At 61.3% G+C, this 21,553-nt stretch carries 17 protein-coding genes and 1 pseudogene; 4 read left to right on the top strand and 14 right to left on the bottom strand.

The window, feature by feature from the left end:
- The first annotated feature begins 2 nt into the window (after positions 1–2).
- Positions 3–296 carry a YkgJ family cysteine cluster protein gene (locus Q322_RS0113800; RefSeq protein WP_029478495.1) on the top strand — a complete coding sequence of 98 codons (294 nt, stop codon included), beginning with the start codon at positions 3–5 and terminating at the stop codon, positions 294–296.
- A gap of 131 nt (positions 297–427) precedes the next feature.
- On the opposite strand, the gene chrA is transcribed toward Q322_RS0113800, so the two are convergent.
- Positions 428–1,588, bottom strand: coding sequence for a chromate efflux transporter (chrA, locus tag Q322_RS0113795; protein ID WP_029478494.1), 1,161 nt, complete (start codon positions 1,586–1,588; stop codon positions 428–430).
- Positions 1,589–1,828: 240 nt separating this feature from the next.
- Entirely contained in the window at positions 1,829–2,935 is a 1,107-nt protein-coding gene (locus tag Q322_RS0113790) for an acyl-ACP desaturase (protein WP_029478493.1), read from the bottom strand.
- Positions 2,936–3,179: 244 nt separating this feature from the next.
- Here Q322_RS0113790 and Q322_RS0113785 point away from each other — a divergent pair, with 244 nt between their 5' ends.
- Positions 3,180–3,635, top strand: a complete 456-nt coding sequence (locus Q322_RS0113785) for a peroxiredoxin (protein WP_029478492.1) — start codon at positions 3,180–3,182, stop codon at positions 3,633–3,635.
- 109 nt (positions 3,636–3,744) lie between these two features.
- Here Q322_RS0113785 and Q322_RS0113780 read toward each other — a convergent pair whose 3' ends face one another.
- The 7 genes and pseudogenes from Q322_RS0113780 to msrP all read right to left on the bottom strand — a co-directional run bounded on the left by Q322_RS0113780 (position 3,745) and on the right by msrP (position 10,792).
- Positions 3,745–4,011 (bottom strand): hypothetical protein, encoded by a 267-nt coding sequence (locus Q322_RS0113780; protein WP_029478491.1) that lies wholly within the window; start codon positions 4,009–4,011, stop codon positions 3,745–3,747.
- Between the two features lie 764 nt (positions 4,012–4,775).
- Positions 4,776–6,641, bottom strand: a pseudogene (locus Q322_RS0113770) (1,4-alpha-glucan branching enzyme); the annotation flags it as partial.
- Between the two features lie 119 nt (positions 6,642–6,760).
- The gene (locus Q322_RS0113765; RefSeq protein ID WP_156953053.1) at positions 6,761–7,825 is read right to left on the bottom strand and encodes a branched-chain amino acid aminotransferase; all 1,065 of its coding nucleotides are present in this window, start codon (positions 7,823–7,825) and stop codon (positions 6,761–6,763) included.
- 207 nt (positions 7,826–8,032) lie between these two features.
- Positions 8,033–8,419, bottom strand: coding sequence for a hypothetical protein (locus Q322_RS0113760; protein WP_029478489.1), 387 nt, complete (start codon positions 8,417–8,419; stop codon positions 8,033–8,035).
- The gene (locus Q322_RS0113755; RefSeq protein WP_029478488.1) at positions 8,416–8,952 is read right to left on the bottom strand and encodes a redoxin domain-containing protein; all 537 of its coding nucleotides are present in this window, start codon (positions 8,950–8,952) and stop codon (positions 8,416–8,418) included. The genes Q322_RS0113760 and Q322_RS0113755 overlap by 4 nt, the downstream gene beginning before the upstream one ends.
- Before the next feature lie 149 nt (positions 8,953–9,101).
- Positions 9,102–9,782: a protein-methionine-sulfoxide reductase heme-binding subunit MsrQ gene (locus Q322_RS0113750; RefSeq protein WP_029478487.1), complete on the bottom strand. Its 681-nt coding sequence runs from the start codon at positions 9,780–9,782 to the stop codon at positions 9,102–9,104.
- Between the two features lie 2 nt (positions 9,783–9,784).
- Entirely contained in the window at positions 9,785–10,792 is a 1,008-nt protein-coding gene (msrP, locus tag Q322_RS0113745; RefSeq protein WP_029478486.1) for a protein-methionine-sulfoxide reductase catalytic subunit MsrP, read from the bottom strand.
- A 353-nt stretch (positions 10,793–11,145) separates the two neighbouring features.
- On the opposite strand from msrP, the gene Q322_RS0113740 reads away from it, so the two are divergent.
- Positions 11,146–12,330: a BMP family ABC transporter substrate-binding protein gene (locus tag Q322_RS0113740; protein ID WP_051668588.1), complete on the top strand. Its 1,185-nt coding sequence runs from the start codon at positions 11,146–11,148 to the stop codon at positions 12,328–12,330.
- Between the two features lie 181 nt (positions 12,331–12,511).
- Here Q322_RS0113740 and ggt read toward each other — a convergent pair whose 3' ends face one another.
- Complete coding sequence (ggt, locus tag Q322_RS0113735; RefSeq protein WP_051668586.1) at positions 12,512–14,296, bottom strand: gamma-glutamyltransferase; 1,785 nt, start codon at positions 14,294–14,296, stop codon at positions 12,512–12,514.
- 156 nt (positions 14,297–14,452) lie between these two features.
- The gene (locus Q322_RS0113730) at positions 14,453–15,280 is read right to left on the bottom strand and encodes a hypothetical protein (RefSeq protein ID WP_034418632.1); all 828 of its coding nucleotides are present in this window, start codon (positions 15,278–15,280) and stop codon (positions 14,453–14,455) included.
- Between the two features lie 146 nt (positions 15,281–15,426).
- Between Q322_RS0113730 and acnA the strand changes: the two genes are divergently transcribed.
- Positions 15,427–18,150 (top strand): aconitate hydratase AcnA, encoded by a 2,724-nt coding sequence (gene acnA, locus Q322_RS0113725; RefSeq protein WP_029478482.1) that lies wholly within the window; start codon positions 15,427–15,429, stop codon positions 18,148–18,150.
- Positions 18,151–18,222: 72 nt separating this feature from the next.
- On the opposite strand, the gene Q322_RS23435 is transcribed toward acnA, so the two are convergent.
- The 3 genes from Q322_RS23435 to Q322_RS21060 all read right to left on the bottom strand — a co-directional run.
- The gene (locus Q322_RS23435; protein ID WP_156953052.1) at positions 18,223–19,674 is read right to left on the bottom strand and encodes a restriction endonuclease subunit S domain-containing protein; all 1,452 of its coding nucleotides are present in this window, start codon (positions 19,672–19,674) and stop codon (positions 18,223–18,225) included.
- Positions 19,653–21,224: an HsdM family class I SAM-dependent methyltransferase gene (locus Q322_RS22560; protein ID WP_211248906.1), complete on the bottom strand. Its 1,572-nt coding sequence runs from the start codon at positions 21,222–21,224 to the stop codon at positions 19,653–19,655. Before Q322_RS22560 ends, Q322_RS23435 begins: the two co-directional genes overlap by 22 nt.
- A 20-nt stretch (positions 21,225–21,244) precedes the next feature.
- A partial coding sequence (locus tag Q322_RS21060) for a transposase (protein ID WP_211248905.1) occupies positions 21,245–21,553 on the bottom strand: 309 nt, incomplete at its 5' end.

Raw genomic sequence — 21,553 nt, 5'->3', positions numbered from 1 at the left:
GGATGGACCGCTTTGCCGCGCCGCCCGGATATGCGCTGCGTTCGCAGTCCGTCCGGGACTGCACCGGCTGCGGCGCGTGCTGCGCGGCCCCCGACATTCACGCCCTGAACAAACCGCTGGGCGTGGCCTGCGCGCGTCTGGACGCGGGTTGTCGTTGCCAGATCTACGCCTCGCGGCCTCCGGTCTGCCGCCACTACCAGCCGGACTGGGTGTGCGGGGAGGTGGCCTTTCTGCCCACCCTGGAGGCACGGGTGGCGCGGTTTCTGGAGATCTATGGGCTGGAGGTCAATAGTTGACCAGCCAGGGCAACCTGCTTGCGGTTGTGGCCTGCCCGGCTGCCCGTCTTCAAGCCGGTTTGCGACTCCACCGCAAGGGTAGTGAGGTGCAACATCGCCTACCGCACACTGCACACCGTCCCCTCTTTTCCTTACAGCGCCACCCATCCCACCAACGCACACCCCAGCACCACCGCCCACGCGGGCAGGCGTCCGGCGCTGAGGGCAGCGTAAGCCAGCAGCGCCAGCGCCAGATCACGCGGTCCCCCGATGCCACTGGTGAAGACCGGGTTGTACAGCGCCGCCAGCAGCAGGCCCACCACCCCGGCATTCAACCCGGCCAGGGCATGGCGGGCGGCAGGCCGGGCCGACAGCGCGGACCAGAACGGCAGCGCTCCGGCCATCAGCAGCGCCCCTGGCAGGAAGATGCCCAGCGTGGAAATCAGCGCGCCCAGCAGGGGAGAGGTCACCGTCTGCGCCGCACCCAGAAAGGTGGCGAAGGTGAACAGCGGCCCCGGCACTGCGTTGGCCGCCCCGTACCCGGCCACGAAGGTTTCATGGCTGACGAAGCCCGGAACAAAACCTGTTTCCAGCAGTGGCAGCACCACATGCCCGCCCCCGAAGACCAGCGCCCCGGCCCGGAAGGTGGCGTCCAGCAGCGTCCACCCCGGCCCCAGCGGCGCGAGCAGCGGCAACAGCAGCAATCCGGCTGCGCAGGCCACCAGCAGGGCCGCGCCCACCCGGCGAGAGAGAGGAACAGCGGGCAGGCCGCGCTCCTCAGCCGCCGCCGCCCGCAGAAAGCGCCAGCCGATCAACGTGCAGACCAGCAGCGCCCCCACCTGCACGCCCGCACCCGGCCACAGCAGCAGCGCCGCCGCCACGCCCAGCGCCAGGGCCGCCCGCAACCGGTCTGTGACCAGATTGCCCCAGAGTCCCGCCACCGCCTGCGCCACCACCGCCACCGCCGCAATTTTTAGCCCTGCCAGCGCGCCCGCAGTGTCCGCGCCACCCCAGCGGGTCAGGCCCAGCGCGAAGGTGAACATCAGCGCTGCGCTGGGGAGGGTGAAGCCCAGCCACGCCGCCAGCATTCCTGGCCACCCCGCCCGCAACAGGCCCGAGGCCATCCCCACCTGGGAGCTGGCTGGGCCGGGCAGAAACTGCGCCAGCGCCACCAGATCGGCGTATCCGGCCTCGGTGAACCACCCCCGGCGCACCACCAGTTCCGCGCGGTAATAGCCCAGATGCGCCACCGGGCCGCCAAAGCTGGTCAGACCCAGACGCAGAAAGACGAAAAACACTTCGAAGGCAGGCATGGGAGACAGGGTAGAGCGGGAAGGCGGCTACCGGGTCAGGATGATTCGATTACGGAATGATGCCTTGAGGTGAACCTTCTCTTCATGCGGGTGACTGGCCCAGTCATTGGCCCAGTCACTGGCCCAGCCGCTCGCGGGGGACGCGGCAAGAGCGGCGGGGATCAGGGGACAGCGGGCAGGCCGCGAATAGAAACAAAACAGCCCCAGCCGAAACCAGGGCTAATCTTCGCTCCGTCATCCTCAGTCGTCCGCCGCCTGCCCGCTGCTTTTAGACCCGGCCCTTGGCACTGCCGGATTCTCCACGAACTCGGTGGGGTCCACCATGTCGAAGCCGATTTCTTTCTCGTAGTCCTGAATCTTCAGGTGCAGCCGCTTCACGTCGCCCTCCACCATGCCGTAGTCAAAGCTGTCGAAAATGGCGGTGCTCTGGTGGTTGTAGCCGTCGAAGTCTGGCACCTCGCGGGTCTTTTTGATCCCCTCTTCCAGCGCCTTGCGGCTGTCGATGCCCAGGTTGCGGAAGACCACCTGCATCACGTCGCGGTTAAAGTCGCGCGGGCCGTAGATTCCGGCGTGGTACACCGTTTCCGAGAACTCCTTCCAGTCGGGGACCAGCATGGAGGCGGGCATGGAAAACTGAGTGATCACGTTCTTGATGGCGTCCAGCGTGCGCTGCGGGTAGTAGTACAGGTACATCCGCACGCCTTCCAGGAAGAAGTTGTAGTGCGCGGCCTCATCCACCGCGATGGTCTGCGCGACTTTGGCCAGCACCGGGTCCGAAAAATCCGCCAGATGCGGCTTGTCGCTCTTGCCCAGGGCGATTTTCATCATGTTCAGGTAGTTCAGTTGCGTGGCGCGTTCCTGAAACACGGTGTAGACCAGGTTGTGGATGGCGTCGGGGAAGGGTAGCTCCCAGGTCTGGGACTTCAGGCGCTCCTTGTACTCGGCGATCCACTGCGGACTGCGCTTGCCGCTGAACAGCACGGCGTTTTCCCAGGCGTCGGCATGCTTCTCTTCCTCGCTGCCCCAGCGCAACTGAAAGTGGCTGCGCCCGTGACTGCGGCGCACCAGATTAAGCAGGCTGCTGGTGAAGTCCGGCGCGTACTGTTCCACGGCAAAAAAGCCCTGGGTCACGGTCACGATCTCGGGCGGCAGGTCCCGGCTCAGCGCCTTCCAGTCGAAGCTGCGGTCCGGGTTCCAGTTGCGCGTTTCCTGGCTGCGGGCGGTGTACCAGCGGTACAGGCCCAGAAAACCGCGCTCGATCAATCGGTCCTTCTCGCGGCTGCTGAGCAGGCCCGCCGGGGTCTGGGGGCGTTCGTTGAGCATGTTAGGGGGCAGAATCTCGGCCATGTGGGGTTCCTCCTTGGGTCACCCGCAATGCTTCGGGGTGAGGTTGGGGCTGTTGGAGCCGTTCCCGTTGCCTGGCTGCCCGATCAGGGTGACACATTGATATCGAGGCAGGGATATTGAGGCAGGGCTGGAAACGGTATTTGCCCAGCCTAGCCCGCAGCGCCTGACACTCTTCTGATCTGGGACGCGGTTCAATGGGTTTAACTGCCGTTCATTGTGCGCCGCAGCGGGTAAACTGCCCCGTATGAGCCTTGTCGGACAGCCTGCCCCCGAGTTCACCCTGCCCGCCAACACCGGCGATACGGTGACCCTCAGCAGTTATAAGGGTCACCAGAACGTGGTGCTGGTCTTCTATCCGCTGGATTTTAGCCCGGTGTGCAGCATGCAACTGCCCGAATACTCCGGGCGGCAGGACGACTTCGCCGAGGCCGGGGCGGCAGTGCTGGGCGTCAACCGCGACAGCATTCACGCCCACCGCGCCTGGGCTGCCGAGTACGGCATCGAGGTGCCGCTGCTCTCGGACATGAACCTGAATGTGGCGCGGCAGTACGGCGTGGCCATCGACGAGCGCGGCATCAGCGGACGCGCGGTGTTTCTGGTCGATAAGGGCGGTGTGGTGCGCTTCCAGCACATCGAGGCCCAGCCTGGCGAGTACACCGTGCGCCCCGAAGCGGTGCTGGCGAAGCTGCGCGAGCTGTAGGCCAGCAGGATTTCTCGTCCAGGCGGCTATTTCTGGCCTCTTCTTTGATGTAGCAATCAACGCCCCGCCGGAGGAGGTGGATCTGAGCGCCACTCAAATTGACGTCCATCTACCCAGGCTGGTTGCCCGCCACGTAAAAGATCAGGCCGATCAGCAGCAGATCGAAGGCCCAACTGGCGGGCCGCCGCAGCCGCTCGTCGCGGCGCGAGCGCAGGAATTGCACGCCCAACCGCAGCAGCAGCAGCCCCGCGATCAGGTACGGGCTGGGTGGCGGGCGGCCTATCAGCAACGGGATCAGCAACAGCACCGCCAGCACGCCCAGCAGCGCGAAGCTGACAATGGTCAGCGGATCGGGAGTGGGCCGGGGGGTGGTCATTCCTCAGTCGGGGTGTGCTGATCGGGTGTGGCCTGCACCGGAGTCTCCGCGCCGTCTGCCGCCGCTTTCTTGGCCCTGGGCTTGCGGGGCTTGGGGGCGGGTTTGGCCTCCGCAGTCGCACCGTCCGCACCCGCTTCTGCAACGGCTTTGGGCTTGCGCGTCCGCTTGGGCCTGGCGGGTTCGCTGCCGTCCGCCGCAGATTCCGCCTCTGCCCCGGCCTTCTTGGCGCGGCTGGCCCTGGGTTTGCGGGTCTGGGGAGCCTCCTCGCCTGGTCCTGCCGACCCGGCGGCCTTGCGGCTGGCCCGCGCGGTCAGGGTACGGGTGGATTCCAGCTCCACCGGGTCCGCTTGATGCTCTGGGGTGGGCGTGGATTCGCCACTTTCGCCGGACAGCCTTCCTTCGGCTGAAAGTTCAGGAGTTGTGGCGGCGTTTGGAACCATCGACCCGGCTCCAGCGTTCGCTTCCGGCGAGGACGACCCGCCCACCCATTCGCGCGCGGCCTTTCGGGCAGCAGACTCCGGGGCTGCGAGATCGCGGGCCTCTTCCGGCTGAAGCAGTCGTGCCTCGGCATCGCCGGTCTGGGCGGTCTGGGCGATGCGGGCAGTGCGGGCAGTCTGGGCAGTGCGGGCCTGTGCCTCGGTGAACGCGCCGCCCACCCACTCGCGCTCGGCACTCTGAACCGGGAGTGCCTCCTGATGCTGAACGTTGGGCGTGTCTTGCGCCGCGTCCCCGATTCCCACCAGTTCGGCGGGTGACATCCAGGCCACCGGCTCCAGCACCAGGACGCTGCTGGGCGGCAGGTTCAGGCGCAGGTGATGGGTCTGGCCGTTCCAGCCTTCCTCCCTGGCCGTCAAATCCGGCTGCTGAGTGCCGAAACCGCCATAGTCGCCGTCGTCGGTGGACAGCAGCAAGCGGTAGTCGCCGCCCTGCGGCACACCGATGGGGTACAGGTCACGGTAAATGGGCGTCAGGTTGGCGACGATCAGGCTCCAGGCGCCGCTAGCAGGATCGCGGCGCAGGTAGGCGTAGACGCTGTGTTCGGCGTCGTCGGCACTGGTCCACAGCATGCCTTCCTCGCGGGTGTCGGCGGTGTGCCAGTCGGGACGGTTGACGTATAGGTCGTTCAATCGGCGCACCAGATTCATGATGCCCCGGTGGTCCGGCTGATCGGCCATGTACCACGGCAGTTCCTTGTCGTGGTTCCATTCGGTGGACTGCCCGAACTCCTGGCCCATGAACAGCAGCTTCTTGCCGGGGGTACTCCACATCAACCCCAGAAAGGCGCGGTACTGGGCGCGCTGGGCGTACCACTCGCCGGGCATCTTCATGACCATGCTCTTTTTCAGGTGGACCACTTCATCGTGGCTGATCGCCAGCACGAAATTCTCGCTGGTGCGGTAGGCGTTGAAGAAGGTCAGCGCGTGGTGGTGGTGTGCGCGCCACAGCGGGTCTTCCTTGAAATACCCCAGGTTGTCGTTCATCCAGCCCATCGCCCACTTGTAGTCGAAGCCCAGGCCAAAGGGGGCGGGGGTGGTAACACCGGGAAAGGAGGTGCTTTCCTCGGCGATCATCATCACGCCGGGGGCCATGTGGTGCGCCACCTCGTTCAGCCGCTTGAGGAAGGCGATGGCCTCCAGATTCTCGCGCCCGCCGTGAATATTGGGAATCCATTCGGTGCGCGAGAAGTCCAGATACAGCATCGAGGCCACCGCGTCCACCCGCAGGCCGTCCACATGAAAGTCCTGAAGCCACTTGACGGCGCTGCCAATCAAAAACATCACCACCTCGTTGCGCCCGTAGTCGAAGATCAGGGTGTTCCAGTCGTGGTGAAAGCCCTTGCGCGGATCGGCATACTCGAACAGCGGGCCGCCGTCGAAGCTGGCCAGTCCCGCCGGATCGGTGGGGAAATGGCCCGGCACCCAGTCCAGCAGCACGCCGATGCCCAGACCGTGCAGATGGTCCACCAGATACTTGAAGTCCTCCGGGTTGCCCATGCGGCTGGTCGGCGCGTAATACCCCGTGACCTGATAGCCCCACGAGCCGTCGAAGGGATGTTCCATGACGCCCAGCAGCTCGACGTGGGTGTAGCCCATATAGGTCACGTAATCGCCCAGCCGGTGCGCCAGCTCGCGGTAATTCAGAAACCAGCCGTCGTCGCGTTTGCCCCAGCTCGGGGCGTGGCATTCGTAGATGCTGACGGGCCGGTCGAAGCCCGCCGAGCGCCCCTGCATCCACTCGCCGTCATTCCACTCGTAGGCCCCATCCCAGACGATGCTGCCGGTGGCCGGGCGGGTCTCGAAGAAGGTGCCGTAGGGGTCCATCTTGTCCACGGTCTGGCCGGCCTGGCCGGTGACGCGGTACTTGTAGCGCTGGCCGTGGCGTGCTCCGGGCACGAAGACGCCCCAGCAGCCGAAGTCCAGCCGGTTCAGGGCGTTGTCGAAGCCGTTCCAGCCGTTGAAGTCGCCCACCACGCTGACGTGGGTGGCGCTGGGTGCCCATACCGCAAAGCGCACGCCTTCCACGCCGCCTTCGGTGGTGGGATGTGCGCCCAGCAGGTGATCGGGCCGCACCAGGTCAGCCGTTACCAGTTTTTGAAGGTGTTCGTGGTCGAGGGGAAGCGGGGAAGTCATGGCCGGAGTCTAGCGGGGGCCGCAGAAAAGGAGGGGGGCACGTCCAGATGCCCCGTCCCCCGGCCCAGCGCCAACGGCTCCAGAACGGACCTTACCGGCGCTGAATTCAGACTTCGCCCTCAAACCTTTACGATCCAGCCGTCCGGCGCAGCCACGTCGCCGTACTGGATGCCCACCAGTTCGTCGTACAGGCGGCGGGTCACGGGTCCGGCCTCGGTCTCGCTGTGGAAGACGTGGAAGGTCTCGCCGTGCTGGATGCCGCCGATGGGCGTGATGACGGCTGCCGTGCCGCAGGCACCCGCCTCGGTATACCCGTCCAGCGCGTCGATGTACACGTCGCCCTCCTCCACCGGCATCTTCAGGCGGTGTTCGGCCAGCCACAGCAGGCTGTACTTGGTGATGCTCTCCAGGATGCTGGGCGACTTGGGCGTCACAAAGCGTCCGTCCTGCGTGACCGCGAAGAAGTTGGCCGCCCCCACTTCCTCGATCCTGGTGTGGGTCTCGGGGTCCAGGTACAGCGCGTCGGCGAAGTGGTGGCCGTCGATCACGGTGTCCTTGGCCAGTTGGCCCGGCATCAGGCTGGCGGCGTAGTTGCCGCCTACCTTGGCTGCCCCGGTGCCGTGCGGCGCGGCGCGGTCATAGCACGACACCAGAAAGTTCTGCGGAGTCAGCCCGCCCTTGAAATACGGCCCCACCGGCACGCAGAACACGCCGAAGATGAACTCTGGGGCCGTCCGCACGCCGATGTTGTCGCCCACGCCGATCACGAAGGGGCGCAAGTACAGCGAGCCGCCCGTGCCGTATGGGGGGATAAAGCGCTCGTTGGCCTTCACGACTTGCGTGACTGCGCCGATGAATTGTTCGGTAGGGACTTCGGGCATCAGCACGCGGCGACAACTGCGGCGCATGCGGGCGGCGTTCTGGTCCGGGCGGAAGACATTGATACTGCCGTCCTGGCAGCGGTACGCCTTGAGGCCCTCGAAGCACTGCTGCCCGTAATGAATCGCCGTGCTGCCCTCCGCGATGTGCAGCACGTTGTCCTCGGTCAGCGCTCCGGCGTCCCACGCGCCGTCCTTCCAGTGCGACAGGTAGCGCAGATCGGTGCGGATGTAGCTGAAGCCGAGATTGGCCCAGTCGATGTCAGGGGCGATATCGGGGGCGGCTTTCGGGGCAGTTTGCGTCATGCCCCGATTATCGCGCACCTGTGGGGGAGGAAATCACGGCGGCGGGACATTTGCCAGTTCGGCTGTGGTCTCATACGAATTCCGTTTGTTTCGTGCAGAAATCGGGACAGCGCCGATTCCTACACTCCACGCCCGGAACCCGTTTTTCTCCTGCTCACTTCGTTCGGATTTCCAGGTGTTTCCAACACCTTTCAATCGGAATCCGTATCAGCGGGTGTCCCGGCCCACCTTCCACTCCAGACCGAGCTGCTGCCCTGGCCGGAGCCGGACCTGTTTCTCCAGCTCTTCCACCGTGCAGATGCCGTTCCTGGCGTCACACAGGAACAGGCGCGCCTTCAGTTTGACCATGCCGCCAAACTTCCCGCCGAAGGCCAGCGTCATGGGGTTCAGGCTCAGATACACGTTGTCCGGGTCCACTGGATCGGGCACACCGCCCAGGGATAATGTTTTCTCGTATTGACCGGCCACCACCGTCAGCGTGGAGTCGCCGCGCCGGTTGAAATGGACCTCGGGCGGGGCCACGATTCTCACGGTCAGGTGGGCGGAGGGCGCGACTGGAACCGCCGTGGCCAGCAGCGCGGCCAGCAGCGTCACTTCTCGGCCAGCAGGCTCTTGAGGTTGGCTTCCAGGCCCGGAATGGCCTGCGGAAAACGGCTGCTGATCTCGCCCTGGTGGACGCTGCGGACCTTGCCCGCGCGGTCGATCAGGTAAAAGGTAGGCCACGCGCGGTTCTGCCACGCCCGCCAGTTGGCCGAGGCATTGTCCTGCAAGATCGGCCAGGTCACGCCGTCCTCCTTCAACGAGGCGATCACGTTTTCGGTGGGCTTGTCCGATTCAAATTCGGGGGTATGAATGCCGATAATTTCCAGCCCCTGGTCCTTATATTTGCTGTACCAGCCCTTCAGGGTGGGCAGACTGTTGTGGCAGTTGATGCACGAGTACACCCAGAAATTGACGATCACCACCTTGCCGCGCAAGTCGGCCAGGCTGGGGCCGATGTTCTGGGCGGCGGTGTTCAGCCACGGGCCGCCCGTCAGCGCAGGGGGGCTGGTGCCGGACCCGGACGTGACCGCGCAGGCGGAGGTCAGCAGCGTCAGGGCGGTGGACAGCAGCAGGGTACGTTTCATAGGAGGACACCTCGCGCGGCCTCGCCCTGGGGTTGAGGAGCGGGCCTTCACCTGTTGTACGGGCTGACAGTGGGCTGCGGTTCAACCCAACAAAAAGCTGCGCCACCTTCTGCCGGGAGGGAGAGGCGGCGCGGACCGGTTTTGCGAGGTCAGGCGGGACTGGTTTTCTCTGGTCCAGCCTTCTTCTTCGTCGGCTTGCGCTTGATGAAGCGCACTGCGAACAGTACGGCGATCACCCCGACGTAGATCAGCGGCGGCACATGGTCCTTCTTGACGCCCCAGTAGTAGTGCAGCGCGCCCAGCGCCACCGACAGATACACCAACTGGTGCAGCCGCGTCCACTTCTGAAAGCCCAGTTTCTTGACCGAGTTCTTGCCGCTCGTCAGGGCCAGCGGCACCAGCAGCAGCAGCGCCGTAAAGCCCGCCGTCACGAAGGGGCGTTTCAGCACGTCCTCGAACATCACGCCCAGGCTAAAGCCGTGATCGAGCAGGTAGATCAGGAAGTGCAGCGCCGCGTAGCCGAAAGCCAGCAGCCCCAGCGCCTTGCGAATGCGCGCGGGCCAGGTCCAGCCCGTCAGCAGCCGCAGCGGCGTACACGCCAGCGAGGCCACCAGCAGCGTCAGCGTCAGCAGCCCGGTCTGAAGGGTGGCCCGTTGAATCGGGTTGGCCCCCAGCGCCCCGCTGTAGGCGTCCCAGATCAGCACCGCCAGCGGCAGCAGGCCGCCCACCGTGACGGCGGGGACCAGCCAGCTCAGCGAGGCGGCCTTCCGCTTGGGATTGGCTTGAGCTGTGACCGCAGGCGCGGCTGAGCGGGCGTCACCGGTGCTCATGCTTAGAAGTTCTTCCTGAGGTCCATGCCCTTGTACAGCCCGGCCACCTCGTCGGCGTAGCCGTTGAAGGGCAGGGTCTTGCGGCGGCCCAGCTCACCGATGCGCCTCTCGGTGGCCTGGCTCCAGCGCGGGTGCGGCACGGCGGGGTTGACGTTGGCGTAAAAGCCGTACTCGCTCGGCGCGGCCAGCGCCCAGGTGGTCTTGGGCTGCTTTTCCGTCAGGGTGATCTTGACGATGCTCTTGATGCCCTTGAAGCCGTACTTCCACGGCACCACCAGGCGCAGCGGCGCGCCGTTCTGGCCGGGCAGCACCTTGCCGTGCAGGCCCACTGCCATAAAGGCCAGCGGGTGCAGCGCCTCGTCCAGCCGCAGACCTTCTACATACGGCCAGTCCAGCACATTGCTCCTCTGGCCCGGCAACTGCTTGGGGTCCAGCAGCGCCGTGAACTGCACGTACTTGGCCTTGCTGGTTGGCTCCAGGCGGCGAATCAGCCCGGCCAGCGGGAAGCCCAGCCAAGGCATGACCATGCTCCAGCCTTCCACGCAGCGCATGCGGTAGATCCGGTCTTCCAGCGGAAACCAGCTTTGCAGGGTATCGATGTCCACCGTCTGCGGCTTCTTGACCTCGCCGTCGATCTTGACCGTCCAGGGGCGCGGCTTGAGGCTGCCCGCATTGCGCGCCGGATCAGCCTTATCGGTGCCCAGCTCATAGAAGTTGTTGTAGGTGGTGGCCTGCTGGTAAGGCGTCACCGCTTCCTTGGTGTCGTATGGTCCCAGCGGGCGGTCTGCGCGGGCAAAATCGGTGCCCTGCGCCTCGGCGCTGCCCACGCCGGGGCGGCGGGTCAAGACTTCCAGGCCGCCGCCCAGCGCGGCCACGGTGCCGGTAAACAGCGCGGCACTCCGCAGGAACTCGCGCCGGGGGTTGATGTCGCTGCCGGGAATCAGAATGCGGCGTTCGCTGGGATTGATTTCGTTGGGGTTGGTGTCGTTGTCTTCGGGTTTGTTGCTCATGGGTGGGCCTCCTGTGGCCGTGCCGTCTGGGAAGTGGGCTGTGCCTCTCGTTCAGCTATACGCAGTCTGCGCGACATCGGTTCAACAAACCGTCACAGGCTTTGCGAAATGGGGAGGAGGCCCAACAAAACCTTAAGGTTGTATGAAAGCCGAGTCCTCCTGCCTCTGTCGTTGTGCTCTATCGCTGTCCTCTGTCGGCTGTCCCAGCGCTCCTCGTTTGTAGACGTGGGCGACATTGACTCTGGAACGCCATCCGGGACGCGGGATAGCTGTCAGACAAGCCCGCTTCATGGCCGGTCAATTGCGGGCACAATGTGGGAGGATTCCCGACATTCTTCATTGGAGGTTTACCCATGAATAGATTCCCCCTGAAACGAGCGCTGCTGGCTGCCCTGCCCCTGTCCGTCGCACTGCTCAGCGTTGCGGGCGGTCCCGCCGCCCAGGCCCAGACCGGTGATAAACTCAAAGCCTGCTTTATCTACGTTGGCCCGGTGGGTGACATCGGCTGGAGCTACGCGCACGACGAGGCCCGCAAGCTGACGGAAAAGGCGCTGCCCTGGCTGGAAACCAAATACGTGGAAAGCGTGCCGGAGGGCCAGGCCACGCCCGTGATCGACCGGCTGGTCAAGGACAACTGCCAGGTGATCTTCACCACGTCCTTTGGCTTCATGGACCAGACGCTGGAGGCGGCCAAGAAATACCCCAAGGTGATGTTCATGCATGCCAGCGGTTTCAAGCGTGCGCCGAACATGGGCACCTACATGGCCGACTTCTACCAGATCTATTACCTGAACGGCATGATGGCCGCCGCCGTCAGCAAGAGCGACAAGCTGGGCTATGTGGCGGCCTTCCCGGTCCCCGAACTCAAGCGGCACATCAGCGCCTTTGCGCTGGGCGCGCGGGCGGTCAACCCCAAGGCCACCGTGAGCGTCAAGTGGATCAACGCGTGGTTTGACCCCAACAAGGCCCGCGAGGCCGCCGAGGCCCTGATCAGCGAGGGCGCGGGCGCGCTGGCCTTTACCGAGGACACCGCCACCGTGGTCCAGACGGCAGCCGCGCGCAAAGTCCCCTCGTTCGCGCACTACTCGCCGATGTACAAATTCGCCCCCGATTACGCGGTCAGCGGCCAACTGGTCCACTGGGACAAGATCTACATCGACTTCCTGACCAAGGTGCATGAAGGCACCTACAAAGCGGGCAACCTGGACAAGGTGGACTACTGGAACCTGCTGCGCGGCGGCAGCGTGGAACTCGGCGCGCAGCAAGGCATGGCGGTCAATCCCAAATGGGTGCCCCAGATGAAGGCCAAAAAGATGACCGTGGGCGGCAAGCAGGTCAGCGTCTATGACCGCGTGATGGCCCTGAAGGCCGAGATGGAAAAGGGCGGGAAGTTCGATCCCTTCACCGGCCCGATCAAGGACCGCAACGGTATTCTGCGTGTTCCGGCAGGCAAGGTCATTAGCGTGGCGGACCTGAACAGCATGTCCTGGGTGGCCCCCGGAGTGACCGGACAGGTGGCCGACGAGCCGAAGAAGTAAGTGCAGCGGTCAGCAGAGGTCAACATTTCAGGCCGATAGCAGGAGGGGGCAGTGCGATTGGGCGCTGCCCTCTCCTTATCGGAAATACGAGTCCTGAAACGCTGTCTGTGTCCTGCCGGTAGATGTGCCTCAGCGTGCCGAACCGAATTTGGCTTCGAGACGGCTCAATCAACTTAAAAAATTACGGCTTTTGAACCAGCGCGCTGCCGCCGCCGCCGCGTTTGGACTCGGTGGCCGCCGTGACCTTGCCATCCGCGCCAAACTGGATGACGGCCAGCTTGCCGTTGGCGTCGGTGGTGGACCACTGGTGGCCCATCGCTGCCAGGGCTTTTGCCAGTTCCGAGTTCTCGCCGCCCTGATCCACGGTGGTCTTCTCGCCGTTGCGCTGCGAAAAGCGCGGCGCGTCGATGGCCGCCTGCACGGGCATGCCCCGGTCCAGAATGTTCATGATGGCCTGGCCCACGGTGGTGATGATGGTGGAGCCGCCCGGACTGCCCAGCGCCAGCACGGGCTTGCCGTCTTTCAGGACGATGGTGGGACTCATCGACGAGCGCGGACGCTTGCCCGCCTCGGGGACATTGGGGTGCGGGGCCACGGCGTCAAAGTCGGTCAGCTCGTTGTTCAGCAGGAAGCCGTAGCCGGGGACCACCATGCCGTTGCCGCCGATGGTCTCGATGGTAAAGGTGTATGACACGACGTTGCCCTCGGCGTCGCTGACCGTCAGGTGGGTGGTGCTCTGGCCCTCCAGCCCGGCGGGGGCGGGCAGCAGCGGGATGCTGGGGTCGGTCTGGAATTTGAAGGGATTGCCCGCTGGCACCGAACCTGCCGCCGCCTTTTCCCCGATCAATGCCCGCCGCGTGGCCGCGAAGTCCTTGCTCAGCAGGCCCGTTTGCGGCACGTCGGTGTATTCGGGATCGGCCATGTACGCGCCCCGGTCCGCGAAGGCCAGGCGCGAGGCCTCAATGTAGCGGTGGTAGGCGTCCGCCTCGCTCAGCTTGGCGATGTCGTAGCCTTCCAGGATATTCAGCGTCTCGCCGATGGTCAGGCCGCCGCTGGAGGGGGGCTGCATCCCATAAATGGCGTAGCCCCGGTAGGTGTTGACGGTGGGCTGGCGGATGCGCGCCTCGTAGTTGGCCACGTCGGCCAGCGTCCAGTTGCCCTTGCGGACGTTGGCGGTGCTGCCGGGCACAACCGGGGGCGTGTTCACCGTGCTGACCATCGCCTGCGCGATTGCCCCGGTGTAGAACGCCTGTGCGCCGCCCGCCGCGATGGCCTCGTAAGTACGCGCCATGTCCGGGTTGTTCAGTGTGCTGCCCACGGCGGGAAGGTTGCCTCCCGGCAGGTACAGCGCGGCGGAACTGCTAAAGGTCTTGAACCGGTCCTGGTTGTCCTTGACCTGGCTCTGGAAGTAGTCGTCCACCACGTAGCCGCTCTTGGCCAGAGCGATGGCTGGGGCCAGCACCTCGGCGAACGTTTTGGTGCCGTAGCGGCGCAGCGCCTCCTGCCAGCCCATCACCGTGCCGGGCACCCCTGCCGAGAGGCCGCTGGTCACGCGCTCGCCAAAGGCAATCGGTTTGCCGCCCTCCAGAAACACCGACGGCGTGAAGGACGCCGGGGCCATCTCGCGGTGGTCAATGGTGATGACGCGCTTTTCCCTGGCCAGATACACCACCATGAAGCCGCCGCCGCCCACGCCGCACGAGAATGGCTCGGTCAGGCCCAGAGTGGCGGCGGCGGCCACAGCCGCGTCTACCGCGTTGCCGCCCGATTCCAGAATCTTCATGGCGGCCAGGCTGGCGTCGTGGTCCACGGTGGCGACTGCGCCGCCCGTTCCGCTGGCGTTGGAAACCTTGGCCCCACCGGACCCCATCTGCGCCCAGCTCAGGCTGCCCTGCCCCAGCAGCAGCGCCGTGCCCAGCAACAGAACGCCCCGTTTGAAACTGCCCTTCTTCAAGCTATGTGTCATCTTTCCCCTCCCCAGGTGAATGTGGCGAATTGTGACCTTCGGAGCTTTAAGCATGACATATGGGTGAAGGTGGGTCTGACCGCCGGAAAACCCAGAAAACACAGGAGATTCATTTTCTGAGCGGTCAGGCCGTTCGATGCTTCGACGGTTTGAGACCTACCCCCGCACCTCCGCCGCCAGATTCAGCGCCGCCTTCTTCAGCGTCACGGCCCCCGCACCCGCCGCCAGAACCTCGCCGGTGTTGCCGTCCACCACCCTCGCCACCGCGCGGGAAGCGCCGCTGCCGTCCGGTTCCACCACCAGCTCCAGCCGCTGCCCCGGCCCCAGGTGCTGCGAGGCATAGTTCAGCATCCAGTCGCCCCAGTTGACCCTCTCGGACTGCGGCGCGTTGGCCCTGGCCTCCTGCTTCTCGCGGTACGCCTGGGTTTTCCGGTCCACATGCGTGCGGATGATCTCGTAGCGTTCCGGGCCGCTGAGGGTTCCCATTGGCACCTCTGCGCCGCTGCCTGGGTGATACACGGTGGCGTCTGCGTCCAGTTTCTTGACCACGCTCGCCATGATCCGCACCTCGGCGGCGGGCAGGTCCCAGGGCGGGGAATCTTCCTCGTTGTCAGTCTGGGGGGGCATGACGCCTTCCACCAGCCGGGCCACCACGCGCTGGTCTTCTGGCTCCAGTTCGGTGACGATTCTGGCGGCGGCCTTGAAGGTGCGGGCCTGCGCCTCGTTCTTCGGCTGGATGCCCAGCGGGTCCAGCACCCTCGCCACATCTGCGGCGTCCATCAGCCGTCCGGCCTGCGGTGGCGTGAAGCCCCAGCGGTTTTGCAGGTACGCCTCGAAGGAGCCGTAGCCCGCGCGGAAGAATTCATTGTCGCGGATTTCGCTCAGCGCCTGCCCGGTGCGGCGAAAATCGCGCAGGCCGTCGCGCACGGTGGTCTCCAGGGCGGTCAATCGTGCTTTCTGGTGGGGTTCGAGTTGCTCTGACATGGGAAAACCTCTTCTAGAAAAATCGTGTGTTGTTCCTAGCGTAGTGACAGAAGATGAACGTCGTGACTGGGCGGGTGACGCCCGGTTTCTGCTCGTCGCGGCATATCATAAGGGCAGCGCCCGTGAGGGCAAGGAGGCTACCAACAATGGCGACCGAAAAGGCGATGAACCTGTTTAACGCACGCGACACCCTGACCACCCACAGCGGTCAGAAACTCTACTTCTACAACCTGAACAAGTTCGAGGAGCAGGGCCACGACATTTCCAAGATGCCCGTTTCGATCAAGGTGCTGCTGGAAAGCGTGCTGCGCGAGGCCAACGAGTACGACGTGCGCCGCGAGGACGTGCTGACGGTGGCGGGCTGGAGTCCCAAAAACGAAGAGGTGGAGATTCCCTTCAAGCCTGCCCGCGTGATCCTTCAGGACTTCACGGGCGTGCCTGCCGTCGTCGATCTGGCGGCCATGCGCTCGGCAATGGTGGCGATGGGCGGCGATCCCAACAAGATCAACCCGCTGATTCCCGTGGACCTCGTGATTGACCACTCGGTGCAGGTGGACGAGTTCGGCACCGATATGGCGCTGGCGAACAACATGGCGATTGAATTCGAGCGCAACCGCGAGCGCTACGAGTTCCTGCGCTGGGGCCAGCAGGCGTTTGATAACTTCGGCGTGGTGCCGCCTGCCAGCGGGATTGTCCATCAGGTCAACCTGGAATACCTGGCGAAAGGCGTGCAGAGCCGCCCCGAAGACGATGGCGTCGTGGTGTATCCCGACAGCCTCGTCGGCACGGACAGCCACACCACCATGATCAATGGCCTGGGCATCGTGGGCTGGGGCGTCGGCGGGATCGAGGCCGAGGCCGTTATGCTGGGTCAGCCGATCTACATGCTGATGCCGGAAGTGGTGGGCTTCAAGATCACGGGCCGGATGCCGGAAGGCGCAACTGCCACAGACCTGGCGCTGCGCGTCACCGAGATGCTGCGCATGAAGGGCGTGGTGGGCAAGTTCGTCGAGTTCTACGGCGCGGGCCTGAGCAACATGACCCTGCCGGACCGCGCCACGATTGCCAACATGGCCCCCGAATACGGCGCGACGATGGGCTTTTTCCCGGTGGACGACGAGGCGCTGCGTTACCTGCGCCGCACGGGCCGCCTGGAAGACGAGATCGAACTGGTGGAGGCGTACTACAAGGCGCAGAACATGTTCCGCACCGATGCGACGCCCGATCCGGTGTTCACCGACACCATCGAACTGGACCTGGGCAGCATCGTTCCCAGCCTGGCTGGCCCCAAGCGCCCGCAGGACCGCGTGAACCTGAACGACATGCACACCGTCTTTGCCGAGGCGCTGACGGCCCCCGTCAAGGCGCGCGGCTTCGAGCTGCACGAGAGCAAGCTGGGCGCGCAGGGCCAGATCACCGGTACCGATATGAAGATCGGCCACGGCGCGGTCACGCTGGCCTCGATTACCTCCTGCACCAATACCAGCAACCCCAGCGTGCTGATCGCCGCCGGGCTGGTGGCCAAGAAGGCCGTGGAACTGGGGCTGACCGTTAAGCCCTGGGTCAAGACCTCGCTGGCCCCCGGCAGTCGGGTAGTCACCGATTACCTGGAAAACGCAGGCCTGCAAACCTACCTGGACCAAATCGGCTTTAACACCGTCGGCTACGGCTGCATGACCTGCATCGGCAACAGCGGGCCGCTGCCCGAACCCGTGGTGGACGCCATCAACGGCGGCGATCTGGTGGCGGCCAGCGTCCTGAGCGGCAACCGCAACTTCGAGGGCCGCATCAACCCGCACATCCGGGCCAACTACCTGGCCTCGCCCCCGCTGGTGGTGGCCTACGCGCTGGCAGGAACGGTGGTCAACGACATCGTGAATGATCCCATCGGCACGGCCAAGGACGGCCAGCCCGTCTACCTGCGCGACGTGTGGCCCAGCAACGCTGAGATTCAGAGCATCATGGATCAGGCCATCAACGCCGAGATGTTCAAAAAGGTCTACGACGGCATCGAGAAGAGCAACGCCGACTGGAACGCCATCCCCGTCTCGGATGGGGCGCTGTACAAATGGGATGCTGACAGCACCTATATCCAGAACCCTCCCTTCTTCGAGAATCTGGCGAATGGCCCCAGCGAGATCGTGAGCATCGAGGGCGCGCGCGTACTGGTCAAGGTCGGCGACAGCGTGACCACCGATCACATCAGTCCCGCAGGCAGCTTCAAGGCCGACACCCCCGCCGGGAAGTTCCTGACAGACCGGGGCATCAAGCCGGTGGACTTCAACAGCTACGGCAGCCGCCGGGGCAATGACCGGATCATGACGCGCGGCACCTTCGCCAACATTCGCCTGAAGAACCAGCTTGCACCCGGCACCGAGGGCGGCTTTACCACCGACTACACCACCGGCGACGTGACCAGCATCTACGACGCCGCGCAGAACTACAAGGCCAGCAACATTCCGCTGTTCGTGCTGGCGGGCAAGGACTACGGCATGGGCAGCAGCCGCGACTGGGCCGCCAAGGGGACCATGTTGCTGGGCGTCAGGGCCGTGCTGGCCGAGAGCTTCGAGCGCATCCACCGCAGTAATCTGGTGGGCATGGGCGTGTTGCCGCTGCAATACAAGAATGGCGACACCGCCGAGAGCCTGGGCATTGCGGGCGACGAGCTGATTGATGTGGTCTTGCCCGCCGATCTGAAGCCGCGCCAGGACGTGACCCTGCGCGTGGGCAAGGACGGCGTGACCCGCGAGATCACCGTCCAGTGCCGGATTGATACCCCCGTGGAAATCGACTATTACAAGAACGGCGGCATCCTGCAAACGGTCTTGAGAAGCATTCTGGAACGGAGCAAGGGCGAAGTTAAAGCCTGATCCGCTAAAAGTTGAGAAGTGATGACCCCCGCCTGGGAAACTGGGCGGGGGTTATTGTGTATCGCTAAATATTTAGTTTTTCGCCGCCAAGTCCTTGAGACTTAACCTTTTTTGAATAACTTGCTCTGCTTCTAATTCAAGTTCGCGTTCTAGTATGTCGGCCCTACCATGAGCCTCCGCAGCTTCCCTGTATAGTCGCGAGATTTCATCTTCGATCTGCTTTCCAAGTCTGGGAACCGTCAAATCTTCAATATCCTCTGGAGCCAACTCTGGAACGCTATGCCCAAATGCGATGGATTGGAGCCTTGGACGGCCTAGAGTTGGATGTGAAAGTACACAACATAGATAACCTGCATCAATTTCTTCTCTGGGATGAATTCTCATTATATGATTTGACAGAATCTTATTTTCAAAGAACTCATTGGATAGAATTGCTTGCCCAAGGTTGCCATATATCTGTCCCGAACATGGCATAATGATCGTATCTTTGTCCACCGTATACTCTTCAGTATTTATGCTGCCGGGCGCTATATTCTTTTTATTGTCTGGGTTGAACTCCAATATATCGGCACTATCGACATAGGGTATTCCCTCCTTAACATAGATATGCTTAAATCTTTTTGGGACTTCACATTTAGCCACTTGTCCTAAATATACCTGGTCAATCTTCTGTTCTACTAAATATCCCTCAAACTGTCTATTCGGCAGACAATAGTATCCTGACTCAAAGCGCCTTCGCTTACTAAATATTTGTTTCGAGCTAATAGTCAAATAGTTGCCCAAATTCAGTGATAATGGATCTATATTTAATTCGGATTCATAGATCTTCTCAACCTCTTTCCGCAGAGTTGTATAACTCCCCCTTAAATCCGTTATTTTATTGAAAATATCAGCAAAACGCCTAATAATTTCTTCGCTTGGTAAGAATACTGGAATACTTTTCAAATGTTGCGTTTCCAAATGTTTTATTACATGGCCGTACTGAGAACTTTGCATGATCTCTCTTATTTGACGGGTTCGCACGTACGCATAAATCCAGCCACGCATGTTTGAATCTTTGATAGAAAGTCGCAAAAGATCATCAGATATTAGCATTCCTTCGTGCGAATTATTGATCATAGTCGCTCGCCCAACTGAACCAGATCGAGTTACGACTAAATCGCCAGGATTTAAGAACCGCTGAGATGTTTCGGAGGTTTTCTCAAGTGCAAGAAATTTCCTTGGAACAGGGCGTGCATCAAACACTTGAGTTGCTGCTAAAAATGGAGTACCAACACTCTCTTTGACCAATACAGCTTTCAGTCTCGATGGCTGCCAAATATTCGCAAGAGCGCCTAAATTTTGCCCAGAACAGAGAGATTCTAATTTCAAGCGTAAGCCGAAACCCCCTAAGAGGTAATTCTCAGCTTCTAGCCGACGTTCGCCATTTGTAAATGACTGAATGCTCATACTAGAATAAATGACTGGTAAGCGAGTCTTGAGTGTTTCGGGTTTTTGAATATTTAGTCTTGCACGCTCAGCCATTGACGGAACACCTCCACTATTTCTTGTGTGTTGTCGTCGAGTATCTTTTTCACGCCATGACGCTTGCCAATAACTTTTTTGCCCTCATCGTTCAATTCAAAAAAATCCTCTTCATACTCCTCGGCTACTTCATTCCCATAGTCGTCTCTTACATATAGAGTATTGCCTCGTTTGTCGTGTCCTACGCGATCCGCAACGGCCATAAACACATTGTAATTATTTTTTCTTTGCGCGGCCTTTTCTAGTGCAATTTCCTCTTGAGTTTTACGCTGCAAAATCAGAACGCTCGTCTGAATGCTTACGTTCGGTTCAAATGTAAAAGGGTGTAAATCTACACTAGCAAGAATGCGAGTGTGAGTAAGCATCCATTCACGTACATATCCCATACCGGGAGCGCCAAGTATTCCATCTGGCAAGACAATAGCAGCACGTCCAGTTCCCGGTTTGAGAAACTGGACACATCGTTCAATAAATAATACTTCTGGCGACTGACTCTTCTGCAATTTATCCGTTTTTGTGTATACGTCCGTATTCCTGTCATACTCCCAAATATGCCCAAGATCATATTGTTCCAATATTCCCTGATCGTCGATAGGAATTTTAGTTCCAAACGGTGGATTTGAAAAAACTAAATCCACTTTATTCATGAGATCAAGCTTACGTAAATCCTCAGTCCACAAAACTGGACGAGCTAATGAGTTAGCCTGGAATAATCCACCAGAGCCATCGTTATTCATGACCATGTTCATTTTAGTTGCTCTGACTAGGTTAGGATTAAAGTCAATACCGTAAACATACCTACTGGCGTAACGTGTCGCTCTGTCTCGCGTCAACCGCTCCACCTTGTCTATTGCCGGATTACCTTTACTTCTTTTGTTTTCCTTTTCTAATTCCTGGCTATATATTTTCGCAATAACATGATTCATGGCTGTAACTAAAAATCCGCCAGTGCCACAAGCGGGATCAAGCAGAATTTGATCCTCTTCAGGATTAAGCATACCTACTGCCATTTTACAAATATTCCTTGGGGTAAAAAACTCCCCACGATCACCCCTAAGATTTGAGCCAACCACTTCTTCATAAGCATGACCTTTCACGTCAACATCACTTTCTAGAAGAGAATACATTTGTAGTTGTGAGACAATATAGTTTAGTACGTTGGAATCCAAATCAATATTCTCACCTTCGTTGAAAATCGCCGGATACTCTTTTTTGACAGCATCAAATAACTTTCCTATACGCTCTCTTGATTTTATTTGACCTGTAAGACTTGAGCGTTCTTTTGAAGTAGAATAGAAGGTGATTTCATCTCCACGCTCATCCTTAATCTTTGAAAAAATGATTTTTAGCAATTCCCAGAACGCCTCTGGTTTTTGTAAACCTTGATTGCCTGCAATATAATTATGGCAACGCCTGAAAGTAAAAAGTAGGGCATCACTCGAAGCGGCTTTTAACTGATCGACTGTTGGTTTTTCAATATCTTCTTCGGCCTGCCCATACAAAGGAATGTCAGCGATTTCAACTTCTTTCCTCAATCCATTCTCGTTCACAATCTTATAGCAATATCGCTCTATTGATCGCGGCATAAATTAGAGTTCATCAGGCGGCGCGGCAATTGGATGTATCTGACGCGCTGCCAGGCACCGACCAGTTTCTCCTTGAGCACGGTGACCGAACGGGCACAGAAATTCCCCAACACATTTCGCTTGACGTACGCCCACACACGCTCAATTGGATTGAGCTCTGGCGCGTACGGTGGTAGATACACCAGTGACAGGCGTTCGTGGATCTCCACGAACGCCTGAACCACCTTCGCCCGATGGATACCCGCATTGTCCAGAACCACTACGATCTTCCCCTGGATGTGACGCAGGAGATG

Origin of the sequence: Deinococcus frigens DSM 12807, assembly GCF_000701425.1 — a bacterium.
Taxonomy (GTDB): Bacteria; Deinococcota; Deinococci; order Deinococcales; family Deinococcaceae; genus Deinococcus; species Deinococcus frigens.
The sequence above is the reverse complement of the archived record's forward strand: the minus strand, read 5'-3'. Positions and strand labels throughout refer to the sequence as shown.